At 70.2% G+C, this 17,941-nt stretch carries 11 protein-coding genes and 1 pseudogene; 5 read left to right on the forward strand and 7 right to left on the reverse strand.

Annotated features, from left to right (window positions below; all coding sequences use genetic code 11):
• Positions 1-60 precede the first annotated feature (60 nt).
• From J7E89_RS32580 to J7E89_RS32600, 5 genes and pseudogenes are all read right to left on the reverse strand, one after another.
• Entirely contained in the window at positions 61-2,862 is a 2,802-nt protein-coding gene (locus J7E89_RS32580; RefSeq protein WP_214978649.1) for a DUF5682 family protein, read from the reverse strand.
• Positions 2,859-3,971: an AAA family ATPase gene (locus J7E89_RS32585; protein ID WP_214978651.1), complete on the reverse strand. Its 1,113-nt coding sequence runs from the start codon at positions 3,969-3,971 to the stop codon at positions 2,859-2,861. Before J7E89_RS32585 ends, J7E89_RS32580 begins: the two co-directional genes overlap by 4 nt.
• A 33-nt stretch (positions 3,972-4,004) precedes the next feature.
• On the reverse strand, positions 4,005-5,477 hold the full coding sequence (locus J7E89_RS32590) for a VWA domain-containing protein (protein WP_251061403.1): 1,473 nt from the start codon (positions 5,475-5,477) through the stop codon (positions 4,005-4,007).
• Position 5,478: 1 nt separating this feature from the next.
• Positions 5,479-6,894: pseudogene (locus J7E89_RS32595) on the reverse strand (hypothetical protein); the annotation flags it as partial.
• On the reverse strand, positions 6,864-7,409 hold the full coding sequence (locus J7E89_RS32600; RefSeq protein WP_214978677.1) for a hypothetical protein: 546 nt from the start codon (positions 7,407-7,409) through the stop codon (positions 6,864-6,866). The pseudogene J7E89_RS32595 and the gene J7E89_RS32600, both read right to left, overlap by 31 nt.
• A gap of 369 nt (positions 7,410-7,778) precedes the next feature.
• Here J7E89_RS32600 and J7E89_RS32605 point away from each other — a divergent pair, with 369 nt between their 5' ends.
• From J7E89_RS32605 to J7E89_RS32615, 3 genes are all read left to right on the forward strand, one after another.
• Positions 7,779-8,711, forward strand: coding sequence for a serine/threonine protein kinase (locus J7E89_RS32605; protein WP_251061404.1), 933 nt, complete (start codon positions 7,779-7,781; stop codon positions 8,709-8,711).
• Positions 8,712-8,715: 4 nt separating this feature from the next.
• Positions 8,716-10,911, forward strand: a complete 2,196-nt coding sequence (locus J7E89_RS32610) for a PQQ-binding-like beta-propeller repeat protein (RefSeq protein ID WP_214978655.1) — start codon at positions 8,716-8,718, stop codon at positions 10,909-10,911.
• Between the two features lie 97 nt (positions 10,912-11,008).
• The gene (locus J7E89_RS32615; protein WP_214978657.1) at positions 11,009-13,090 is read left to right on the forward strand and encodes a PQQ-binding-like beta-propeller repeat protein; all 2,082 of its coding nucleotides are present in this window, start codon (positions 11,009-11,011) and stop codon (positions 13,088-13,090) included.
• 216 nt (positions 13,091-13,306) lie between these two features.
• On the opposite strand, the gene J7E89_RS32620 is transcribed toward J7E89_RS32615, so the two are convergent.
• Positions 13,307-13,801 carry a cupin domain-containing protein gene (locus J7E89_RS32620; RefSeq protein ID WP_214978659.1) on the reverse strand — a complete coding sequence of 165 codons (495 nt, stop codon included), beginning with the start codon at positions 13,799-13,801 and terminating at the stop codon, positions 13,307-13,309.
• A 245-nt stretch (positions 13,802-14,046) separates the two neighbouring features.
• Here J7E89_RS32620 and J7E89_RS32625 point away from each other — a divergent pair, with 245 nt between their 5' ends.
• Positions 14,047-14,934: a DUF817 domain-containing protein gene (locus tag J7E89_RS32625; RefSeq protein WP_251061405.1), complete on the forward strand. Its 888-nt coding sequence runs from the start codon at positions 14,047-14,049 to the stop codon at positions 14,932-14,934.
• A gap of 81 nt (positions 14,935-15,015) precedes the next feature.
• Here the strand turns inward: J7E89_RS32625 and J7E89_RS32630 are convergent, their stop codons facing one another.
• A complete protein-coding gene (locus J7E89_RS32630; protein WP_214978662.1) occupies positions 15,016-15,447 on the reverse strand; it encodes a VOC family protein in 432 nt (143 codons plus the stop codon).
• 321 nt (positions 15,448-15,768) lie between these two features.
• Here J7E89_RS32630 and J7E89_RS32635 point away from each other — a divergent pair, with 321 nt between their 5' ends.
• Entirely contained in the window at positions 15,769-17,850 is a 2,082-nt protein-coding gene (locus tag J7E89_RS32635) for a SpoIIE family protein phosphatase (protein WP_214978665.1), read from the forward strand.
• The last annotated feature ends 91 nt before the right edge of the window (positions 17,851-17,941 follow it).

The raw sequence follows: 17,941 nt of genomic DNA on the forward strand, positions 1-17,941 counted from the left end.
AGCGAGTTCGAGCGAGATCAGATGTCACCGGGTGCTGTGGGGGCTTTCACCCCGCCGAAGTCATACGCCGGCCAGCAGCACCTCCAGCGCCACAGCCGTGTCCGGGTAGCGACCTGCGAGTGCCGCGCCTGACGGGCCAGGATCCGCCGTCTCCCACGTCCCGTCGCAGCCCAGCAGGCTTGCCACCGCGTCGCACGCCGCGGGGTGGGCGGCCAGCAGCGTGCAACCGCTGCCGACGTCCGCGCGCTGCGCCTGACGCACGGCTTGCGGCTCCGGCTGCGCCCGCCACGGCGGCACCCACTCGTCCAACGCTGCGAGCCGCCCGGGGAAGATCCGCCCGGCCTCACGGATCAGCAGCGGGGCCAGCTCGGCGCCGCCCGACCGCAGGGTGGTGATCAGGGTCGGCAGCCACGGCAGGAGCACCGGGTCAGGCAGCCGTCCGAACGCGTTCGACACTGCCTCTACGACGAAGTCGGTGAGGCCCGGGACGGGCTCCAGGGCGTGCACGAAGCCGCTGAGGTAGCGCGGATAGGCGGGCACCGCCAAGGGGTTGCCCAGCAGTTCGTCGCACCTCGCCCGAAGCTCCGCGCGGGAGAGGTGCCCGACCTGCACCTGAGCCGCCCACAGCAGCGCCGTCCTCGGCGGGTCCGAGGGATGCGACTGGGCGACCGCCAGCTCCAGTTGGGTCCGGTCGCAGCCCAGCGACAGCGCCAGACTCTCCATGCTGAACAGGAAGCCCAGCATCGCCGCCACTTGGCGAACGGTGGCGTCCTCGTCCGTGAACGCCGTCGGCAGCAGGGTGCAGTAGTGCGCGTATCCGGTCTTGGCGAAGGCCTCGATCCACGGCGGCAGCACCGGCTCGCTGGTGCGGTAGTACGCCAGCAGCCGCCGCACCCGGCGCAGCACCTCCGGTGCGCCGTCGACGCTGCGTTCGGCCGACAGTACCTCAAGGGCGCGTGTGCCCAGCTCGTCGGCGAGCCGGCGGCTGCGCAGGTACCGCGTCGCGTCCTCGACGGCTTCCAGGACGGTCGCCGCGGTGGCGTGCGGGCCGTACGCCGTGCGGCGCAGCCGCTGCTCCAGGACCTGCTCGATGCTGACGCCCTCGTAGCCGAGCTCGATGAGCGCACGCTGGTGAGTGCCCAGCGCCAGGTCCCACGACTCCTGGATGGGCCGCTCCCCCAGGCTCCGCTCGCCCATGATCGGCCGCGCGGCGCCCTGCGGCATCAGATGACCCAGCATCCACAGCACGTCGGAGCACTGCTCCAGTTCCGGCTGGGAGGCGATGTCAAGCAGCGCCCGTTGCACGCCGCGCTGCTGGAGCTTCAGGTTCAGGGGCGCGAGCCGGTCGTGCACGTCACGGGCCAGGGGTGGCAGCGCGTCGTACCCGACCTGGCCGGCCCGGTCGCCTCCCATCATGATCTCCACGAGGCGGCGCACGTCGCGCCGGCCGGGCACGGCGTCCTTCTCGATGCAAGTGACGGCCGCGTCCTGGAAGTCGTACGGCGTGGGCTTGGCCCGGTCGCGCATACCGGCCAGCAGGATCGACGTCTCGAACACCGCGATGGCGTCGGCGGTGGAGGCGAGGTAGCCGCTGCGGCGCGCGGCGCGCACGATCTCCACCGACCAGCCGAGCAGTTCGGCCTCGTCCAGCCGGTCCAGGACGGGTGGTTGCTGCAGGAAGCCGGTCAGCTTGTCCGAGGACGGGACCGCCGGTACGGGAGCCGCCGCTGCCGCGGTCTTCTTGGCCCTCGACTTCTTCGCGCCCACCTGCCCCACCAGGCCGTACGGCTCCACGCGCGTGCGCCTGACGTTCTTCGCCCAGACCGTCGCGGCGATCGACACGGAGCCTGCGGCGAGGCCGAATTGCGCTTCGATCGCCGCGTGGCTGGACGGAATCAGGCCGTGCAGCCACTTGGTGGCGCTGCGCGGGCTGATCTCGAAGGTGTCCGCGCCGTGTACGCCGAACTCCGCGACCCGGCTGGCCGCGTGGAAGGCGCCGCAGACGTAGAGGCAGTCCGTGGGATCGGTGCCGGTCGCGGCCAGGTGTTCGCGCATCCTGGTCCACATGTAGCGTTCGCGGTCCTCGTCCACGCTTACCCGGTGGGGGTCGCCGGGGGCGAGGCGCCGGAAGAGGCTGCCTATCAGGAGCATGACCTGGCGGTACGTGTCGTGGTCGCTGTCGCCGAGCGGCACTTCGACGTACTGGTGCCACCACTCCGACCAGTGCCGCACCCTGCCGTGGCGCAGCAGGTGTTCCTCCAGTTCGGCGAAGCGCGGCCGCAGGTCGCCGATCTCCACGCCGACCGCGTCGCCGTGCAGCGCGGCCTCTTCTTCGGCGGGCGGCGCGTCGCGATCGGCCGGCTCGGCGCCGTGCGTTCCGCGTGCGTCCCACTGGAAGACGTGGTCCGAGGAACGGTCGACGAGGACCAGTTCGACGCCCGGCGTGTCCAGTGCGTACGCGATTGCCTGGTACTCCGCGGAAGCCTCGGTGATCGGTGCGACCACCGACAGCGGAGCCCACTCGGCCGGGAAGCCGTCGATGTCGGTCGCGTACGACTGGACCGCCACGGGGAGCTTGCAGTTGCGCAGTTCGGTCAGCAGCGGCGCCATGTCCTCGCACAGCTCCAGGTACACGACCTTCGGCTGCTTCTCCCGCAGGCGGCGTGCCATCGCGATGGCCGAGGCGGGCGAGTGGTGGCAGACGGGGAAGATCTCCAGTGGCTCGCGCACCGCGCGGTCGACGTCGTCGACGATGCCGAGGAGGATGTCTTCCAGGGCGTCGGGCCCGTCGGCGAACGTCGCGGCGGCCTCCTGGAGCTGCCCGCGCAGTGCTTCGAAGGTCCCCTCGTGCGTGCTGCTCATGACAGGGTGGCGATCGCGTCGCGGCCGCCCTCCAGGAACTCCGGCCAGGAGCCGCCCTCTTCCTTGCTGCGCGGCTCCACGACACCGTGCAGGTACTTGTTGAGGATGGCCAGGTCCTCCGGCTCGCGCCGGGCCAGTGACCCGACGAGCGAGGAGGCCAGAGTGTGAGCGGTCAGGGCGCGCTCGCCGAAGAAGTTGCTGTGCAGTATCGCGTCCTCCAGTACGCCGATCTGCTCGGCGGTGGACAGGGCGGACTCCAGCTTCTCGTCGTCACTGCCGGCCGCGGCCGCCGAGGCGCGCAGGTCGGCGAAGCTCTGCAGCAGCACGTCGAGCAGCGTCGGCGGCACGTCCAGTTCGAGCTGGTGGCGGCGCAGCAGTTCCTCGGTGCGGAAGCGGACGATCTCCACCTCGCTCTTCTTGTTCGTCACCATCGGGATGCGGACGAAGTTGAAACGGCGCTTGAGCGCCGAGGACAGGTCGTTGACACCTCGGTCGCGGCTGTTGGCAGTCGCGATGATCGAGAAGCCGGGCTTGGCGAAGACGATGTTGTCGCTGTCCAGCTCGGGAACCGAGATGTACTTCTCGGACAGGATCGAGATCAGCGCGTCCTGGACGTCGCTGGTGGAGCGGGTGAGTTCCTCGATACGGCCGATGCCTCCGGTCTCCATCGCCGTCATGATCGGCGAGGGGATCATCGACTCCCGCGACTGGCCCTTGGCGATGACCATGGACACGTTCCAGGAGTACTTGATGTGGTCCTCGGTGGTTCCGGCGGTGCCCTGCACGACCAGCGTGGAGTTGCGGCAGATCGCGGCGGACAGCAGCTCGGCCAGCCAGCTCTTGCCGGTGCCGGGGTCGCCGATGAGCAGCAGGCCGCGGTCGGAGGCCAGCGTGACGACGGAGCGCTCGACGAAACTGCGGTCCCCGTACCACTTCTGCGAGATCTCGCGGTCCAGGCCGTCGGAGCGCTCGGAGCCCAGGATGAACAAGCGGACCATCTTCGGGGACAGGCGCCAGGAGAAGGGCTTGGGATTGTCGTCGATGGACTCCAGCCAGTCCAGTTCCTCGGCGTACTTGATCTCGGCGGGGGCGCGCAACATGTCGGACATAACAGGGGGCCTTTCTGAGCGAGGAAGGTCTTGCTAAGCGAGGAAAGTCTTGAGTTCGTGCACGAGCTTGCGGATGTGGCCGGAGAGCACCGGCGTACCGAGGTCCTTGAAGCGCTCCCGGAACCACGGGTTGACACTGCCGCGGCCGGAGCTGGTCACCGAGCCGACCGGGATGAACTTGGCTCCCGAGCGGTGAACGGCGGCCATGCTCTCGAACAGCGGCTCGGCCTGCCATTCGTAGAAGTCGGAGATCCACACCACGACGGTGTTGCGGGGCTCGGTGATCTTCGGCTGGGCCAGGGCCATGGCGACCGTGCCGTCGGTGCCGCCGCCGAGGTTGGTGCGCAGCAGGGTCTCGAAGGGGTCGTGCACCCAGGGCGTGAGGTCGAGCGCCTGCGTGTCGTACGCGATCAGGTGTACGTCCACCTTCGGCAGCCCGGCGAAGATCGACGCCAGGATGGTGCAGTTCACCATCGAATCGACCATCGAGCCCGACTGGTCCACGACGACGATCAGCCGCTGGGGCATCGTCTTGCGGGCGGTGTGCCGGTAGTAGAGACGGTCGACGTACAGCCGCTCCTCCTCCGGGCTCCAGTTGGTGAGGTTCTTCCAGATCGTGCGGTCGAGGTCGAGGTTGCGAAACACCCGCTTGGGCGGCACGGAGCGGTCCAGGGCACCTACCGTGGCTTTCTCCACCTGGGTGCGCAGCACTTCGGCGACCTCGTCGACGAAACGGCGGATCAGGGCCTTGGCGTTGGCCAGGGCCACGCCCGAGAGGTTGTTCTTGTCCCGCAGCAGCTGCTCGATCAGCGACATGCTCGGGGTCAGCTGCGCGGCGAGTTTGGGGTCGGCCAGCACCTCGCGCAGGTGCATCCGCTTGACGAGGTCGGCCTCGATGGCTCCAAGCTCCGGGCCGATCGCCGGAATCAGCCGGCTGAGATCTGGCGTCGTGCCCCGGCCGCCGGTGCCGGTCGGGCTGACGCCCGGTCCTGCTGCGCCCCGCCCGGCCGCTCCGCCGGCGCGACCGCCGCGCAGCTCGCCCGGCTTGCAGCCGAGCGCGCGCTCCAGCCAGCCCGCGTCGGACTGCCAGCGCGCCAGCTGTCCGGCGGTGACCGTGCCGGACCCGGAGGAGAAGACGTTGAGCAACACCTTCGACACCAGCGCCGCGCGCCGGACTTCGGCAGGGCGATCATGTCCGCCGTCATCGTCGGGCTCGGGCGCCATCAGACCGTCGAACTCGGCGGCCAGCTCCGGGTGCCGCTGGACGATCGAGTCGACGGAGGCCTGCGGGTCAAGCAGTGGGGACGGCAGGCCGATGTCCTCGACGACGGCGAGGCTCGCCGATTCCAGCGTGGCGTGCTCCTCGTGGTCGAAGAGGCGGGCGAGGAGCCGCCAGTAGAGGACCTGACGGCGGTTGTCGTGGGCGTCCACCTCGGGGTGCTGTGGGGTCGCGTACTCGGCCGACTGTGTGGTTTCGGTCGTCTGTCCGGTCTCCTGCTCCGTCATTGCGCAGCAGCCTTCCGGCACGTTCCCGCAGCACGGCCACGGCGTCGGTGGCGGCCTTCTCAGCCTTGACACCGGCCTTGTCCGTCGTGCCCCCGGCCCACCCCCCGGCCTGGATCGCGACAGCCTTCTTCCGTACGGTCTTCTCGACGGCCAGTGGCTGGACGTTGAATGTCCCGGCGTCCCAGCGGAGCAGTCCGATGCACGCACTGGAGGCCGCGACGGCTTCGGGGGTGAGCGGTCCGGCGGTCGCGATGCGGTCGGTGTCGACAACGAGAGGGTGTCCGGCGACGGTGAACGTCACTGCGTCGTCGTCATCCTTCTGGGCGGCGTAGCCCTCCAGGAACACGGGTACGGCGATGCGCACCGGGTGCCGGTCCAGGGGTGCGGTCGCCGGGTCGGTCGCGGTGGGCAGGGCGACGCGGGCAGTGGCAAAGGCGTCGGCGGGTTCCCCCGGGCGTGCGTGCTCGTCGCTCCAGATCAGGTTGCCCTCGGCGGTGATGGGCATGTCGGCGACATCCATCGAGTGGCCTTCGCTGACGGCTGCCAGGAGCGACATGTGCGGACGGAGCAGCTGCCAGAGGCCGGCTCCGACCACCGTGTCGGGCTTCGGTACCGACACGCCGGCACGCACCAGGCGGGACGCAGCGCCGTCCGCAGGCTCGAACACCGCGTGGACCTGGGCCTGTACGGCGGTCGCGTGTTCGTGTACGTCGACACCGAGGGGCAGGAGGCGGCCGGTGACCGTACCGGTCATCGGCACATCGGCCGCACCGGGCAGCGTCAGCAGCATGGCGCGCGACCACACGTCGGCCCAGCGGCGTGCCGGAATGCGTTCCAGGGCCGCGCCCGGGCAGGATGCCGCGAGTTCGACGGCGAAGCCGTCGAGGAGCGTCGCCAGGCGGCGCAGGGCCGGGTCCGGAAGCATCGCGGAGACGATTTGCGCCGACCCTGAGACCACGTCGTGGTCGATGCCCTGCCACCCGGTGCGCGCCAGATCGGACAGCCAGGAGCGGGCGGCGGCAAGCAGGTTCACCGCTTCTTGCCCGCCGGGCGCCGGGACGGTCTCCTCGCTGCTGGAGCGACCGGTCGCCTCCTGGACGCGGGTCATCAGTGCGTCGTGGACGGAGCCGAGCAGTGCGGTGCGGGCGGCGGCGAGGGCGACGAAGTGCTCTTCGCTCGCGGCTCCGGCCGCCGCCTTCTCCGCCGCCTCGGCGACCCTGGCGGCCAGCGGCGTCCCCGCGACGGCGTGGGTGAGCTCTGTCAGGCCGGCGGCCTGAGCGGGCTGGGGACGGAGCAGGCCGGCGACGAGAGCCCGGTCAAAGGCGTCGACGGCCGCCAGAGCTTCGTCGAGCCCCGTGATGGTTTCGGAGAGCAGGTCGGCGCGCATCACGCCACCGCCCTGGTCGGCGGGAACCACTGCATCTCCGGCAACGGTGCGGTGGTCGGGGCGAGTTCCAGGTAGGCCAGGTGGCGCAGGAACCGGCTGAAGACGGGCGCGGCGGCCTTGGCGTCCCCCTGCGGTGGACGTGTGCCGCTCATGCCGGCGGTGATGGTCTGCGCGCTCGGCTCCCCGTCCACGACGTCAACCCTCAGGTAACGGCTGACGCGCGCGGCGCCGTACTGCAGCACCGCCTCGTTGATCAGAGCCCGAATGTGATTGCAGAACGCGCCCCGCGCGCCGCCACAGGGCCGGTTGTTGTTGGTGCTGCAAGCGAATGCGTAGGTGCCGGCAGCGACCGACGAGACATAGACCCGCTCGATGTCCGAACCGCTGGACACCACACCCTGCAAGCGTCCGTCGGCCAGTTCGACGAACGGGACCTTGGCGAGCTTGCGCGGCCGTGCGGGTGTCACCACCCGTGCCGTACTCGACCTCTCCCAATCAGACAACGCGCCATCTCCTATGCACCAGGGGGGACTTCCGCGCCACATCGGCGGGACACGACTGAACATAGTTGCGACCACTGACAACGCCGATCGCGGACGCACGACCGCGTCACACACTGCTCGCGGAGCCGGTTCCTTGACCCGTTGTCAGTGGCCACTGCGAAGATCCAGGGACGGCAACGTGAGGAGATCACCATGGGCACCTGGGACATCGGCCCCTTCGAGCGATCATCGATCCCCAGCCCAAGCCCACGCCCATCGTCGGCCAGGCCACGACCAGCGTCGTCACCAGCCTCGCGTACAGCTGACCGCGCGCATCCACTTCAGCATGCGCGCTCAACCCGCCCGCCTGGCCCCGCCTGCCGCATGAGTAGGCTCTTGTTGCTCTGATAACAGCTGAGGGGGGATTCGCACATGGAACGGCCACGCCCGGAGGCCTACGGCCCCGCCGTGCCTGCCCCCGCTCCCACCCCCGCCTCCGCGACCACGTCGCGGCAGATCGGCCCGTACCACCTGATCACCCGGCTCGACCCGCCACACAGCGCGCCGTACACGCCGTGGCGCCGCTTTGTCGCCCGTAGCGCCGACGGCGAGCGTACGGTCCTGCTCAACGCCCCGCTCCCGGGTGCCGATCCCGCCCGCTTCGCCGTCGAGGCGGACGCGGCCCGCAGGCTGCTCGGACCCTGGGTGGCGCCCGTGACGGAGCTGGCCGGCCCCGGTGAGGCGCCCTGGTACGCGACGCCGTACCTGCCCGCGCTCCCGCTGCCCGTCGCGCTCGCCGTGCACGGCGAGCCGTTGCCGGAGCGCACGGTACGCGCCCTGGGCGCAGCCCTCGCCGAGACGCTGGAGGCCGCCCACGCTCAGGGCCTGACGCATGCGGGCCTGTCCCCCGCGGCCGTGCTGCTGACGGGCGACGGGCCGCGGCTGAGCTGTTTCGGCGCTGTACGGGCCGCGGCACCCGACGGTGAACAGCGGACCGGCCTGGCGGGCATCGATCCGGGCAGCCTCGCCCCCGAGCAGGCCTCCGGCGGCCGGCCCCGGCCGCCGGGTGACGTCTACGCGCTGGGCTCGGTCCTCGCGTACGCCTCGACCGGCCACACCGTCCCGGACCGGGATGAACTCCCGCCCTCCCTGGGCCGGTTGATTTCATCCTGCCTGTCCCGCGACCCGGCGGACCGCCCCACGGCAGCCACTGTCCTCGCCGGGCTGGCCCCGCACGACACCGTCCTCAACTCGGCGGGCTCCCTCCTCACCGCCGGCTGGCTCCCCGGCCGCGTCGTCGCGGCGATCGCCCACCAGTCGGCCTCGGTCCTGGCCGCCGAACCGCGTACTCCCACCTGGAACTGACACGATGCTGTCCCCTCTCACCCACGACGACCCGGCCGCGCTCGACGGGTACCGGCTGATCGCACGCCTGGGCAGCGGCGGCATGGGCACGGTCTATCTGGCCCGCGCCGCCACGGGCCGTACGGTCGCGCTCAAGACGATGCACGCGCGGATCGCCACCGACCCCACGTTCCGTAGCCGCTTCCGCCTCGAGACGGATGCGGCCCGCATCATCGGCGACCGCCATGGCGCGGCGGTCTTCGACGCGGATCCGCAGGCCGAAACTCCCTGGCTGGCAACGGAATACGTGCTCGGACCGCCGCTGGACGACGCCGTAGAGCTGTGCGGCCCACTGCCCGAGCCGTCGGTACGGGCGCTGGGCGCCGCCCTCGCCGGCGCGCTGGCCCAGCTCCACTCCTCGAACGTCGTCCACCGGGACCTGAAGCCGTCCAACGTGATGATCACGGCGTACGGCCCGAAGGTCATCGACTTCGGCATCGCCCGCGCGGCCGGCGACGACCGTCTGACGCGTACGGGCGCGGCGGCCGGGACCCCCGCCTTCATGTCCCCCGAGCAGGCGACCGGCCAGGAACACACCCCGGCCGGTGATGTCTTCGCCCTCGCGGGCGTCCTGGTCTTCGCGGCGACGGGCCACGGCCCGTTCGGCGGCGGCCAGGCGGCGGACCTCCTCTACCGCGTCCGCTACGCCGAGCCGGATCTTCTCGACGTACCGCCGTCCCTGCTCCCACTCCTCACCGCCTGCCTCTCGAAGGACCCGTCCCAGCGCCCCACGACACACCGGATCGGTTCCGAACTCCACGACGGTCACGGCGACTTCGCCGACCACCTCCCGGACCTGCTGCTGGCGGAGATCGCGCGCCGCGCGACAGAGGTCTGGCACCACCAGCCCTACCGTCTCCCCGCCCCGGCCGAGTCGTCTCTCGCCCCGACAACCCCGGACGCCCCCCGCTCCCTGTCCCGACGCAGGCTCCTGACGGTCGGCGGCGGGTCGGTACTGGGAGTAAGCGCGGCGGGAGTGGGGGCGTGGGCATGGCTGGCTCCCGGTGCTGAGAAGACGCAACAAGGCGGCGGTACGGCCTCGCCGGCTCCCTCGTCGGTCAAGAACGCTCCCGGCGATGACCGGCAACCGCTGTGGAAGACGGAGGCGTTCGACCGGGAGGAGTCGCTCACACCGCTCCTCGCCGGTGACGTGGTGGGCTTCATGGAGACCGCCAAGTTCAGGGTCCTCGACCCGAAGGACGGCAAGGAGCTCTGGACCAGCGATCTGCACACGGATCCCCAGGAGATCGCTTCAGACGGCACGAATTTCTACGGATCGCGGTCGAACACCGCCCAGAACGCGTTGGCGATCCACACGTTCGCCCCCCGCAGCGGCAGCGCACCGGCCCGCGTCATCGAACTCAAGGGGTTCGAGGGGGCCGGGTTCGGCACCCAACTCCTGACGGCGGCAGGCAACCTGCTGTTCGCCGCGTCGAGACTCGGCAAGAGCGACGACTCGTTCGAGAAGAAGGAGACCGGCTGGCACCTGGTGGCCGTGAACCTCCGTACGGGCAAAGAGGCCTGGCGCCGCCCCATCGCGAGGCACCTGCCCGACAACGAGTCGCGCCTCTACCTCGCGAAGGTCGTCGGCAGCCGGCTGATCCTCGGCAAACTCAACGGCGAACGCACCGACTTCGAGATGGAGGCCAGGGACACCCGTACCGGGATCAGGCTCTGGCAGCGGAGCATCCCCATGAAGCCCGAAGACTACTTCCTCATCCCCGGCCAGCTCGCCACGGACCGCCGGCACGTCTACGTCGGCGGCGGCCGGCTCCGAGCGCTGCGCCTGACCGACGGCAGCAGCGCCTGGGAGGTCGGCCAGGGCAAGGCCCTCTACGGCGTACCGACGGTGGCGGGCGGCCTCGTGTACGCCACCGAAGGCAATCGCGGGCTCATCGCCGTGAGCGCGAACAAGGGGGAGCGGAAGTGGGAGGAGGCGCCTGCCGCACGGGACTTGACTCCCGTCCTGAACACCGTTCCGGTCGTGGGGAAGAAGTATGTCTACGCCCCGGTCATGGGTGGCCTCAGCGCGGTCGACCTCGCGACGCGCAAGTCGGAATGGGTCTTCCCGACCGATGCCACTCGGTACGTCGTGGACAAGGGAAGGAAGCGGATCATCGGCGCGGGTGAGACGTCGGCGGTCGCGTTCCCACTGGCGTGACCGCTGCTCCACTTCGCGGAATTACCAAATCGCCGGACCGTCGGAGTGTCGGGCCGTCAGACCTCGAATCAAGTCGAATCAGAAGGCAGCGCAGAGCATGAAGCCCCTCGCCACAGGCGACCCAGTCCGCCTCGGCCCCTACCGCCTGGCCGGGGTGCTGGGTGAAGGCGGCATGGGCAAGGTGTACTTCGGCCAAGACGGTGACGGCCGCACCGCCGCCGTCAAGGTCCTGCGCCCCGAACTGGCCCACGACCAGCACCTCGCCCAGCGCTTCGTCCGCGAGGCCCAGATGGCGGCGGCCGTCACCGGCAAGGGTGTGGCGCGGGTCCTGAGCACGCAGACGGAGGGCGGCCGGCCGTGGATCGCCACGGAGTTCCTCGCAGGCCCTACGCTCGAGGAGGCGATCGGCGCGTACGGGCCGATGGGTGATCCGGCAGTCAGGGCACTGGCCGCCGCCCTCGCTCGTACCCTTCACGACATCCACAGCGCCGGACTCGTACACCGGGACCTCAAACCGGCCAATATCGTGCTGACGTCGTCCGGTCCGCGCGTCATCGACTTCGGCATCGCCCGCCCCGAGCACGGCCTGACCCTCACCACGACGGGCCAGATTCCGGTCACACCGGGGTACGGGGCTCCCGAGCAGGTTCTCGGGCAGCGGGTCGGCCCGCCCTCGGACCTCTTCTCGCTGGGAGCCGTACTCGTGTACGCGGCCACCGGACAGCGCGCGTTCGACGGCGGGCATGTCGCGGCGGTCCAGTACGAAGTCGTGCACGGCTCACCGGACGTGAGCCGGGTGCCGCGGGCCCTCCTGCAACTGATCGGCCCGTGTCTGTCGAAGGACCCGGCGCTGCGGCCCGTAAGCACTCAGATCGCTGCGGCTTTCGCCCCGCCGAAGGGCGCGGACCGGGCCTGGCGCCGCGGCCCGCTGGCGGACGACATCGCCCAGCGGGAGGCGGCCGCGAAGAGGCTGGTCGCGACAGACGACACAGCCGTGCCGGGTGCCCCCACCCGGCGGCGCTTCCTCGTCGCGGCCGGCGCAGCGGGTGCAGGCCTCCTCGCGGCGGGCGGCGCAAGCGCCTGGTGGGTGACCCGGAGCCCCGACGTCGCGGTCCCGGCTGCCGTGACGACGCCCGTGGCTGCCTTCGCCTCCTTGATCGACTCCAAGCCGGGTGAGGCGCCTGCCCCGCTGTGGGGCCCGATCGACGTAACGACAACCAACACGCCTCGCGCGCCGCTTCCCGTGCGCGACGTACTGCTCCTCGACGCCAAGGAGGGCGGCCTGGTCGCGCACGGGGTGACGGACGGCCGCGAACGGTGGCGCGCACCTGACGCCTACGCGCCGGCGGGTTATGTCTCTGTCGCGGACCGCCTCGTCGCCGCGGCCGATATAAACGGCGTACTGCACGCCTTCATCGCTTCCACGGGACAACTCGCTTGGAAGGCCGACGTATCCGCCGAGTATGTGCTGGCCGCCGACGACACCACCGTGTATGTGACGACAGAGGACAACCGCCTGCTCGCCCTCGATGCCTGGTCCCGGAAGACCTCCTGGTCCGTCCCCCTGCCTTGGGACCCCGCCGACAACCCGGCCACAGCAGCTGTGGGCAGCGGCCGCCTCGTTCTCTTCCCCGGCGACGGCCATGTGAGAACCGTCGACACCAAGACGGGCAAGGATGTCTGGGACCTCCCCGACCAGGGAACACAAGGCACCACCCCCGCCATCGCCGGCGGCATCGTCTACCTGGGCGGCCGGACTCTGACGGCCCGCTCACTGAAGACCGGGACCGAACTCTGGACCGAGAAGGCGAAGTCGTCCCTCGCCCACGGCGGCTGGAGCAACCCGCGCGCCGAAAAGGACCGGGTGTTCGCGATGGAAGGCTGGGTGGGCCGCCGATACCACACCATCCCCGACGTCGACTTCGCGGCGTCGGACTGGGGCTATTACGAACTGGAACCCACAGGCTCCTCCACCACGGCACCCGCGGTGCAAGGGGCGACCGTCTGGCTCCCCGAAATCAAGGGCAGAGCGCTGGCTGTCGTGCACAAGACGACGGGCAGGAGTCTCTTCTCCTACAAGGCCCGCGGCACCGGCAACTACCGGCTCGCGGCGGACGGAAACCGGGTCTTCATCTCACGCGGGGGAAGCGTCACCGCGATGCCGGTCTACTCGGAATGACGAACGGCCGCCCACAAGTGGCGTCCAGCCGAGTGCTTCGCTACGAGGAATGGCGCAGCCTTCGGGGGCCGCCGGGCGACGGCGGCGGGAGTTACTGATCGACGTACACTCCGACCCGGCCGTTGCGTCCACCCCGGCCTCAGCCGAAGTCGGGCGCTGAACCGGGGCACGAACGGGATTCAGGTCCACGTTCGGGGCCGCGTGTCGTGGAGCCGGTCACGCCGAGGCCTCCAGGGCGGCACGCCACACCGGGCTGTCGACGTAGTGGTTGTCGAAGCGCTCGGAGGAGTCCTTGATTTCCTGCGGGCTCGCCTCGCCCCGCATCACCCGGCCCAGCAGCCGCAGGTAGTCGAAACGCGGCATGCCCGGCGTGAAGACGAACAGCACGTCGGCTTCGGCTCCAGGAGCCGCCGCGAAGGCGTGCGGAGTGTGCGGCGGTACGAGCAGCAAGTCACCCTCGTCCAGGATCTTGACCTCGTCGTCGATGACCACCTGCAGCGAGCCGCCGATGACGAAGAAGAGCTCGGATGCCCGGGTGTGGAAGTGAGCCGGGGCGCCCACCGCTCCCCTGGCGAACTGCGAGCGGTAGCTGGTGAGCGAGCTGCCGTCGGTGCCGCAGTCGGCCAGCAGGGTCATGACACTGCTGGGGTCGCTGGTGGTCTCGGCGGAGGCGGCGCGGGTGAGAACCGGCATCAGTGCGGCGGCGTTCATAGTCGTACTCCCTGTGCTGAACCTCGGCCGCCGGCGTCTCCGGCGGCCCTTGTGACTACGACTTTAAGGAGCCAAGAGACCTGGCACAGGGTGCATTCCAATGCCTGAATCATGGGTCAATTCTGGTCCCGCCTTCTTGTCAGGGCCGCCTTGTACGGGCGCTGGGGCGGTTGGAACCGGTGTGTGCTTCACGTCTCGTCATGCAACCGGCATCCCTGGTCAGGCGTCTTGCCGGTGTGACATCCATGCAGCACGCATTTCGGCAAGTTCTCCTCTTCGGGTGGCAGCAGGCGCGCTGCTGCGCCTTCGCGGTCGCGCTCGTCGGCGGTGTCGCCGTATCCGCTCTGTTGCCGGAGCTTCCCGTGGCGCGCTACGACCTGTTGCTCGGTTACGGAGTGCTCCTGACGGTCCTGGCCCGCCGTGTGGGCTGGGACACCGCCCGCGATACTGCGGTGATCGCCGCCTGTCATCTCATTGGGCTGCTGTTCGAGCTGGTCAAGGTCCAGTTGGGTTCCTGGAGCTATCCCGAGGACGCCGTCACCAAGTGCGCGGGCGTGCCGCTGTACGGCGGTTTCCTCTACTCGGCCGTCGGCAGCTACGTCTGCCGGGCGTGGCGGCTGATGTCACTCCAACTCACCGGTTACCGGCCGCGCGTGATGGTGCCGCTGGCCGCTGCCGTGTACGTCAACTTCTTCAGCCACCACTGGCTGCCTGACGCCCGTTGGGTTCTCGCCGCCCTCATGCTGCTCGCCACCATCGGCACGTCGGTCGGCTACTCGGTGGGGCAGCGGCGATACCGTATGCCGCTCGCGTTGGGCTTCACCCTGATCGGGTTCTTTCTCTGGGTCGCGGAAAACGTGGCCACCTACGTCGGAGCATGGAGCTACCCGAATCAACTCCACGGATGGCAGCCGGTCTCCCTCATGAAGATCGCCGCCTGGTCTCTGCTGATCAGCGTCACATTCGTCATGGTCGCCGGACGCCGACGGGCAGCGGAAGGCACCTCTTCGCCGCCTCAGCAGCCCGCGTTCGTTTCCCCCGCCCCGTCCAGCGCTTCCTGCAGCCTGCCCGCACACCCCCAGACTGTGCTGCCGCGTGCCCGAGCAGGTGGCAGGCGGCTGCCGCCGGCGTGAGGCCGGCCGAGACGACGGGCGGGGCCGAAGCCAGGCGGCTGGTCTCCCGCCCCGCCCGTTACTGCTCAGCGCAGTGGCTGCTCAGCGTTCCGACAGCTCCGACGGGGCCTCCTGGACCACCCAGCCGTTGCCGTCCGGGTCCTCGAAGGTCATGAACGAGTTCCAGGTGTCACCCTTGCCGTCCTCCCAGCCCGTCGCGCCGACGTGACGGATCGGAGAGACATTTACGCCTCGGCCCAGCAGCTCCTCGCGGGCCGCCTCGATGTCCGTGACACAAATCTGCAGGCCTTGCAGCGTGCCCGGGGTCATCTCCTTCATATCTGGTGCCTCCGGCATCCCCTTGAGCATCGCGATCGAACACCGCGAGCCGGGCGGGGTCATCTGAATAATGCGCATACCGGGGGCGACCTCGTTGTCGAGGTCGACCTTGAAGCCGATCTTGTCGGCGTAGAAGTCCTTCGCCCGGTCCATATCGGTGACAGGGACCGGAACGACTTCGAGTGTCCAGTTCATGAAAGCCTCCTCAAAACAAAGCGGGTCCGGCCGAACGGCCGCCCTTGGCGAGGCCGAAGACCGTACGGGGCACGAACGCAAAAACCAGGGCGGGTCCACCGTCACCCACGATGAAGCCGCCGCGCACGTCGAAACGCCATTCCGGCCCGCACTTGTCCGACCCAGGACCGGCGCCGGTCCGAATCGGGCCACCAGGCCAAGGGGCGGTCCGGGACCGGCGGGACCAGGATGGGTATGTGAGGGAACGGCCGCCCTCCTGTTCGTACGCAGCGGCATGCTGCGGCGGCTGCCTGTGGCTGCCCGAGAGGGGGCAGGTTGCGGATGGATGAGCAGATACCGGTCAATGAGCTGATCAGCGGCGCCGCCCAGGACGCCGGCGGGTGGCTGGGTGCCCTGCAGGTGGCGCAGGTGGCCACGAGCGCCGACGGGACGATTGTGCGGTGGAACCACACCGCACAGGAACTGCTCGGCTACACACCGCCGCAGGTGGTGGGACGGCACATCGCCGACCTTCTGCACCCGGGGGCCGACAGCAGCCTGGGCCGGTCGCTCTGGGAGACCGCCGCCACCGGGCGCGGGGTGATGGGCACGGTGACCGTATGGCACCGCGACGGACACCCGCTGGAGCTCGAGATCTGGGCCTGTCCGGTACACAGTGGGCGGCACGGGGCCTCGGCGGTGCTGGTCTTCGCCGCCGACGCCCACGCGGCGCGCCGTATCCGAGGGTCGTCGGCGGTGTGGGACGGGCTGTTCTCCCGCTCACCCGTCGGCATCGCCGTACTCGACACACATCTGCGGTTCCTGCAGGTCAACCCGGCGCTCGAAGCGATGAACGGCCTCGCGGAGTCCGCACACGTGGGCCGTCGCCTGGCCGAGTTGCTGCCTGAGGTGAACGCGGGCGAGATGGAGGAGGCGATGCGGCAGGTGCTGGACACGGGGGAGCCGGTCCTTGACCGGCGACGCACCGGGCGAACGCCGGCCGATCCGGAGCACGACCGGGTGTGGTCGTGCTCGTATGTGCGGGTGGAAGATCCCGCTGGGCGGCCGATCGGCGTGATCGCCTCCCTGCTCGACATCACCGAGCAGCAGCGGGCCCACACCGAGGCGGAGGCGGGCCGCCGCAGGCTCGCCCTGCTCAGCGAAGCCAGCGTCCGCATGGGCGCCAGCCTGGAGCTGGAACGTACCGCACAGGAGCTGGCCGACCTCGCCGTCACGGACCTCGCAGATGCCGTCACCGTCGACATCCTGGACACCCTTGCCCGTGGCGACGAGCCGGACATGGGGCTGATCGGCGGCGTCGCGCTGCGGCGCCTGGGCAAGGCCCCGCTGACCGGCTCCCACATCACCGACATCCTCGCCCCGCTCGGCAGAACCCTCGGCTTCCCCGCAGCCGCTCCGTACACCCAGGCTCTCGCCGCCCGCCAGCCCTTCCTGATCTCCCGCCTCGACGAGCGGGCCATCGCCCCCGCGGCCCGCCACTCCACGGCACCGGCTCAGCTGCTCGAGGCGGGCGTGCACTCCTTCATGATGGTTCCGCTCGTCGCCCGCGACCTGGTCCTCGGCGTCGCCACCTTCTACCGCACCCGGCCCGTTGGCCCCTTCGGATCCGACGACGTCACCCTCGCCGGCGAACTCGCCGCCCGGGCCGCCGTCAGCATAGACAACGCGCGCCTCTACCACCGTGAGCACGAGACCGCGGTTGTCCTCCAGCGCAGCATGCTGCCGCAGCACATCACCCCGCCGCCCGGCATCGAAGTAGCCCACCGCTACCTGCCCGCCAGCGACGTCAACGAAGTCGGCGGCGACTGGTACGACGTCCTGCATCTCCCCGACGACAAAGCAGCCCTCCTCATCGGCGACGTCATGGGTCACGGCATCGCCGCGGCCGCGGTCATGGGGCGACTCTCCGCCACCGTCCGGGCCCTGGCCCGCCTCGACATGCCCGCGACCGAACTGCTGCACCATCTGGAAGCCACTCTCGCCGACCTGGCCGAGCCGATGCTCGCCACCTTCCTGTACGCCGTCTGCGACCCCACCACGGGTCGCTGCACCATCACCCGCGCCGGACACCCCCCGCCCGCCGCGGCGGAGCCCGACGGCACCGTCCACCTGATCAAGACCCCGCCCGGCGCCCCGCTCGGTGTCGGCGGCATCGACTTCACGACCACCGACATCACCCTGCCCCCCGGCAGCATCCTTGTTCTCTACACCGACGGTCTGATCGAAGCCCGCGGCCGTGACATCGACGAACGCCTCTCCGACCTCACCCGCCTGCTCACCGAACCCCAGCAACCGCTCGACCAACTCTGTGACTTGCTGATCACCCGTCTGGTCCCGGTATCCGCCGACGACGACATCGCCCTGCTCACCGCCCGCATCGGCAACACGCCACGCCCCGGCTAGTGCCGGCTGATGGTCTTCGGAGCAATAGCTCCGCTCCTGGCGTGCGTTCGGGGCGGTCGGCTGCCCGTCGGTTACGTGGCCGACCCCCCCC

It is taken from the genome of Streptomyces sp. ISL-100, from assembly GCF_018614615.1.
Lineage (GTDB): Bacteria > Actinomycetota > Actinomycetes > Streptomycetales > Streptomycetaceae > Streptomyces.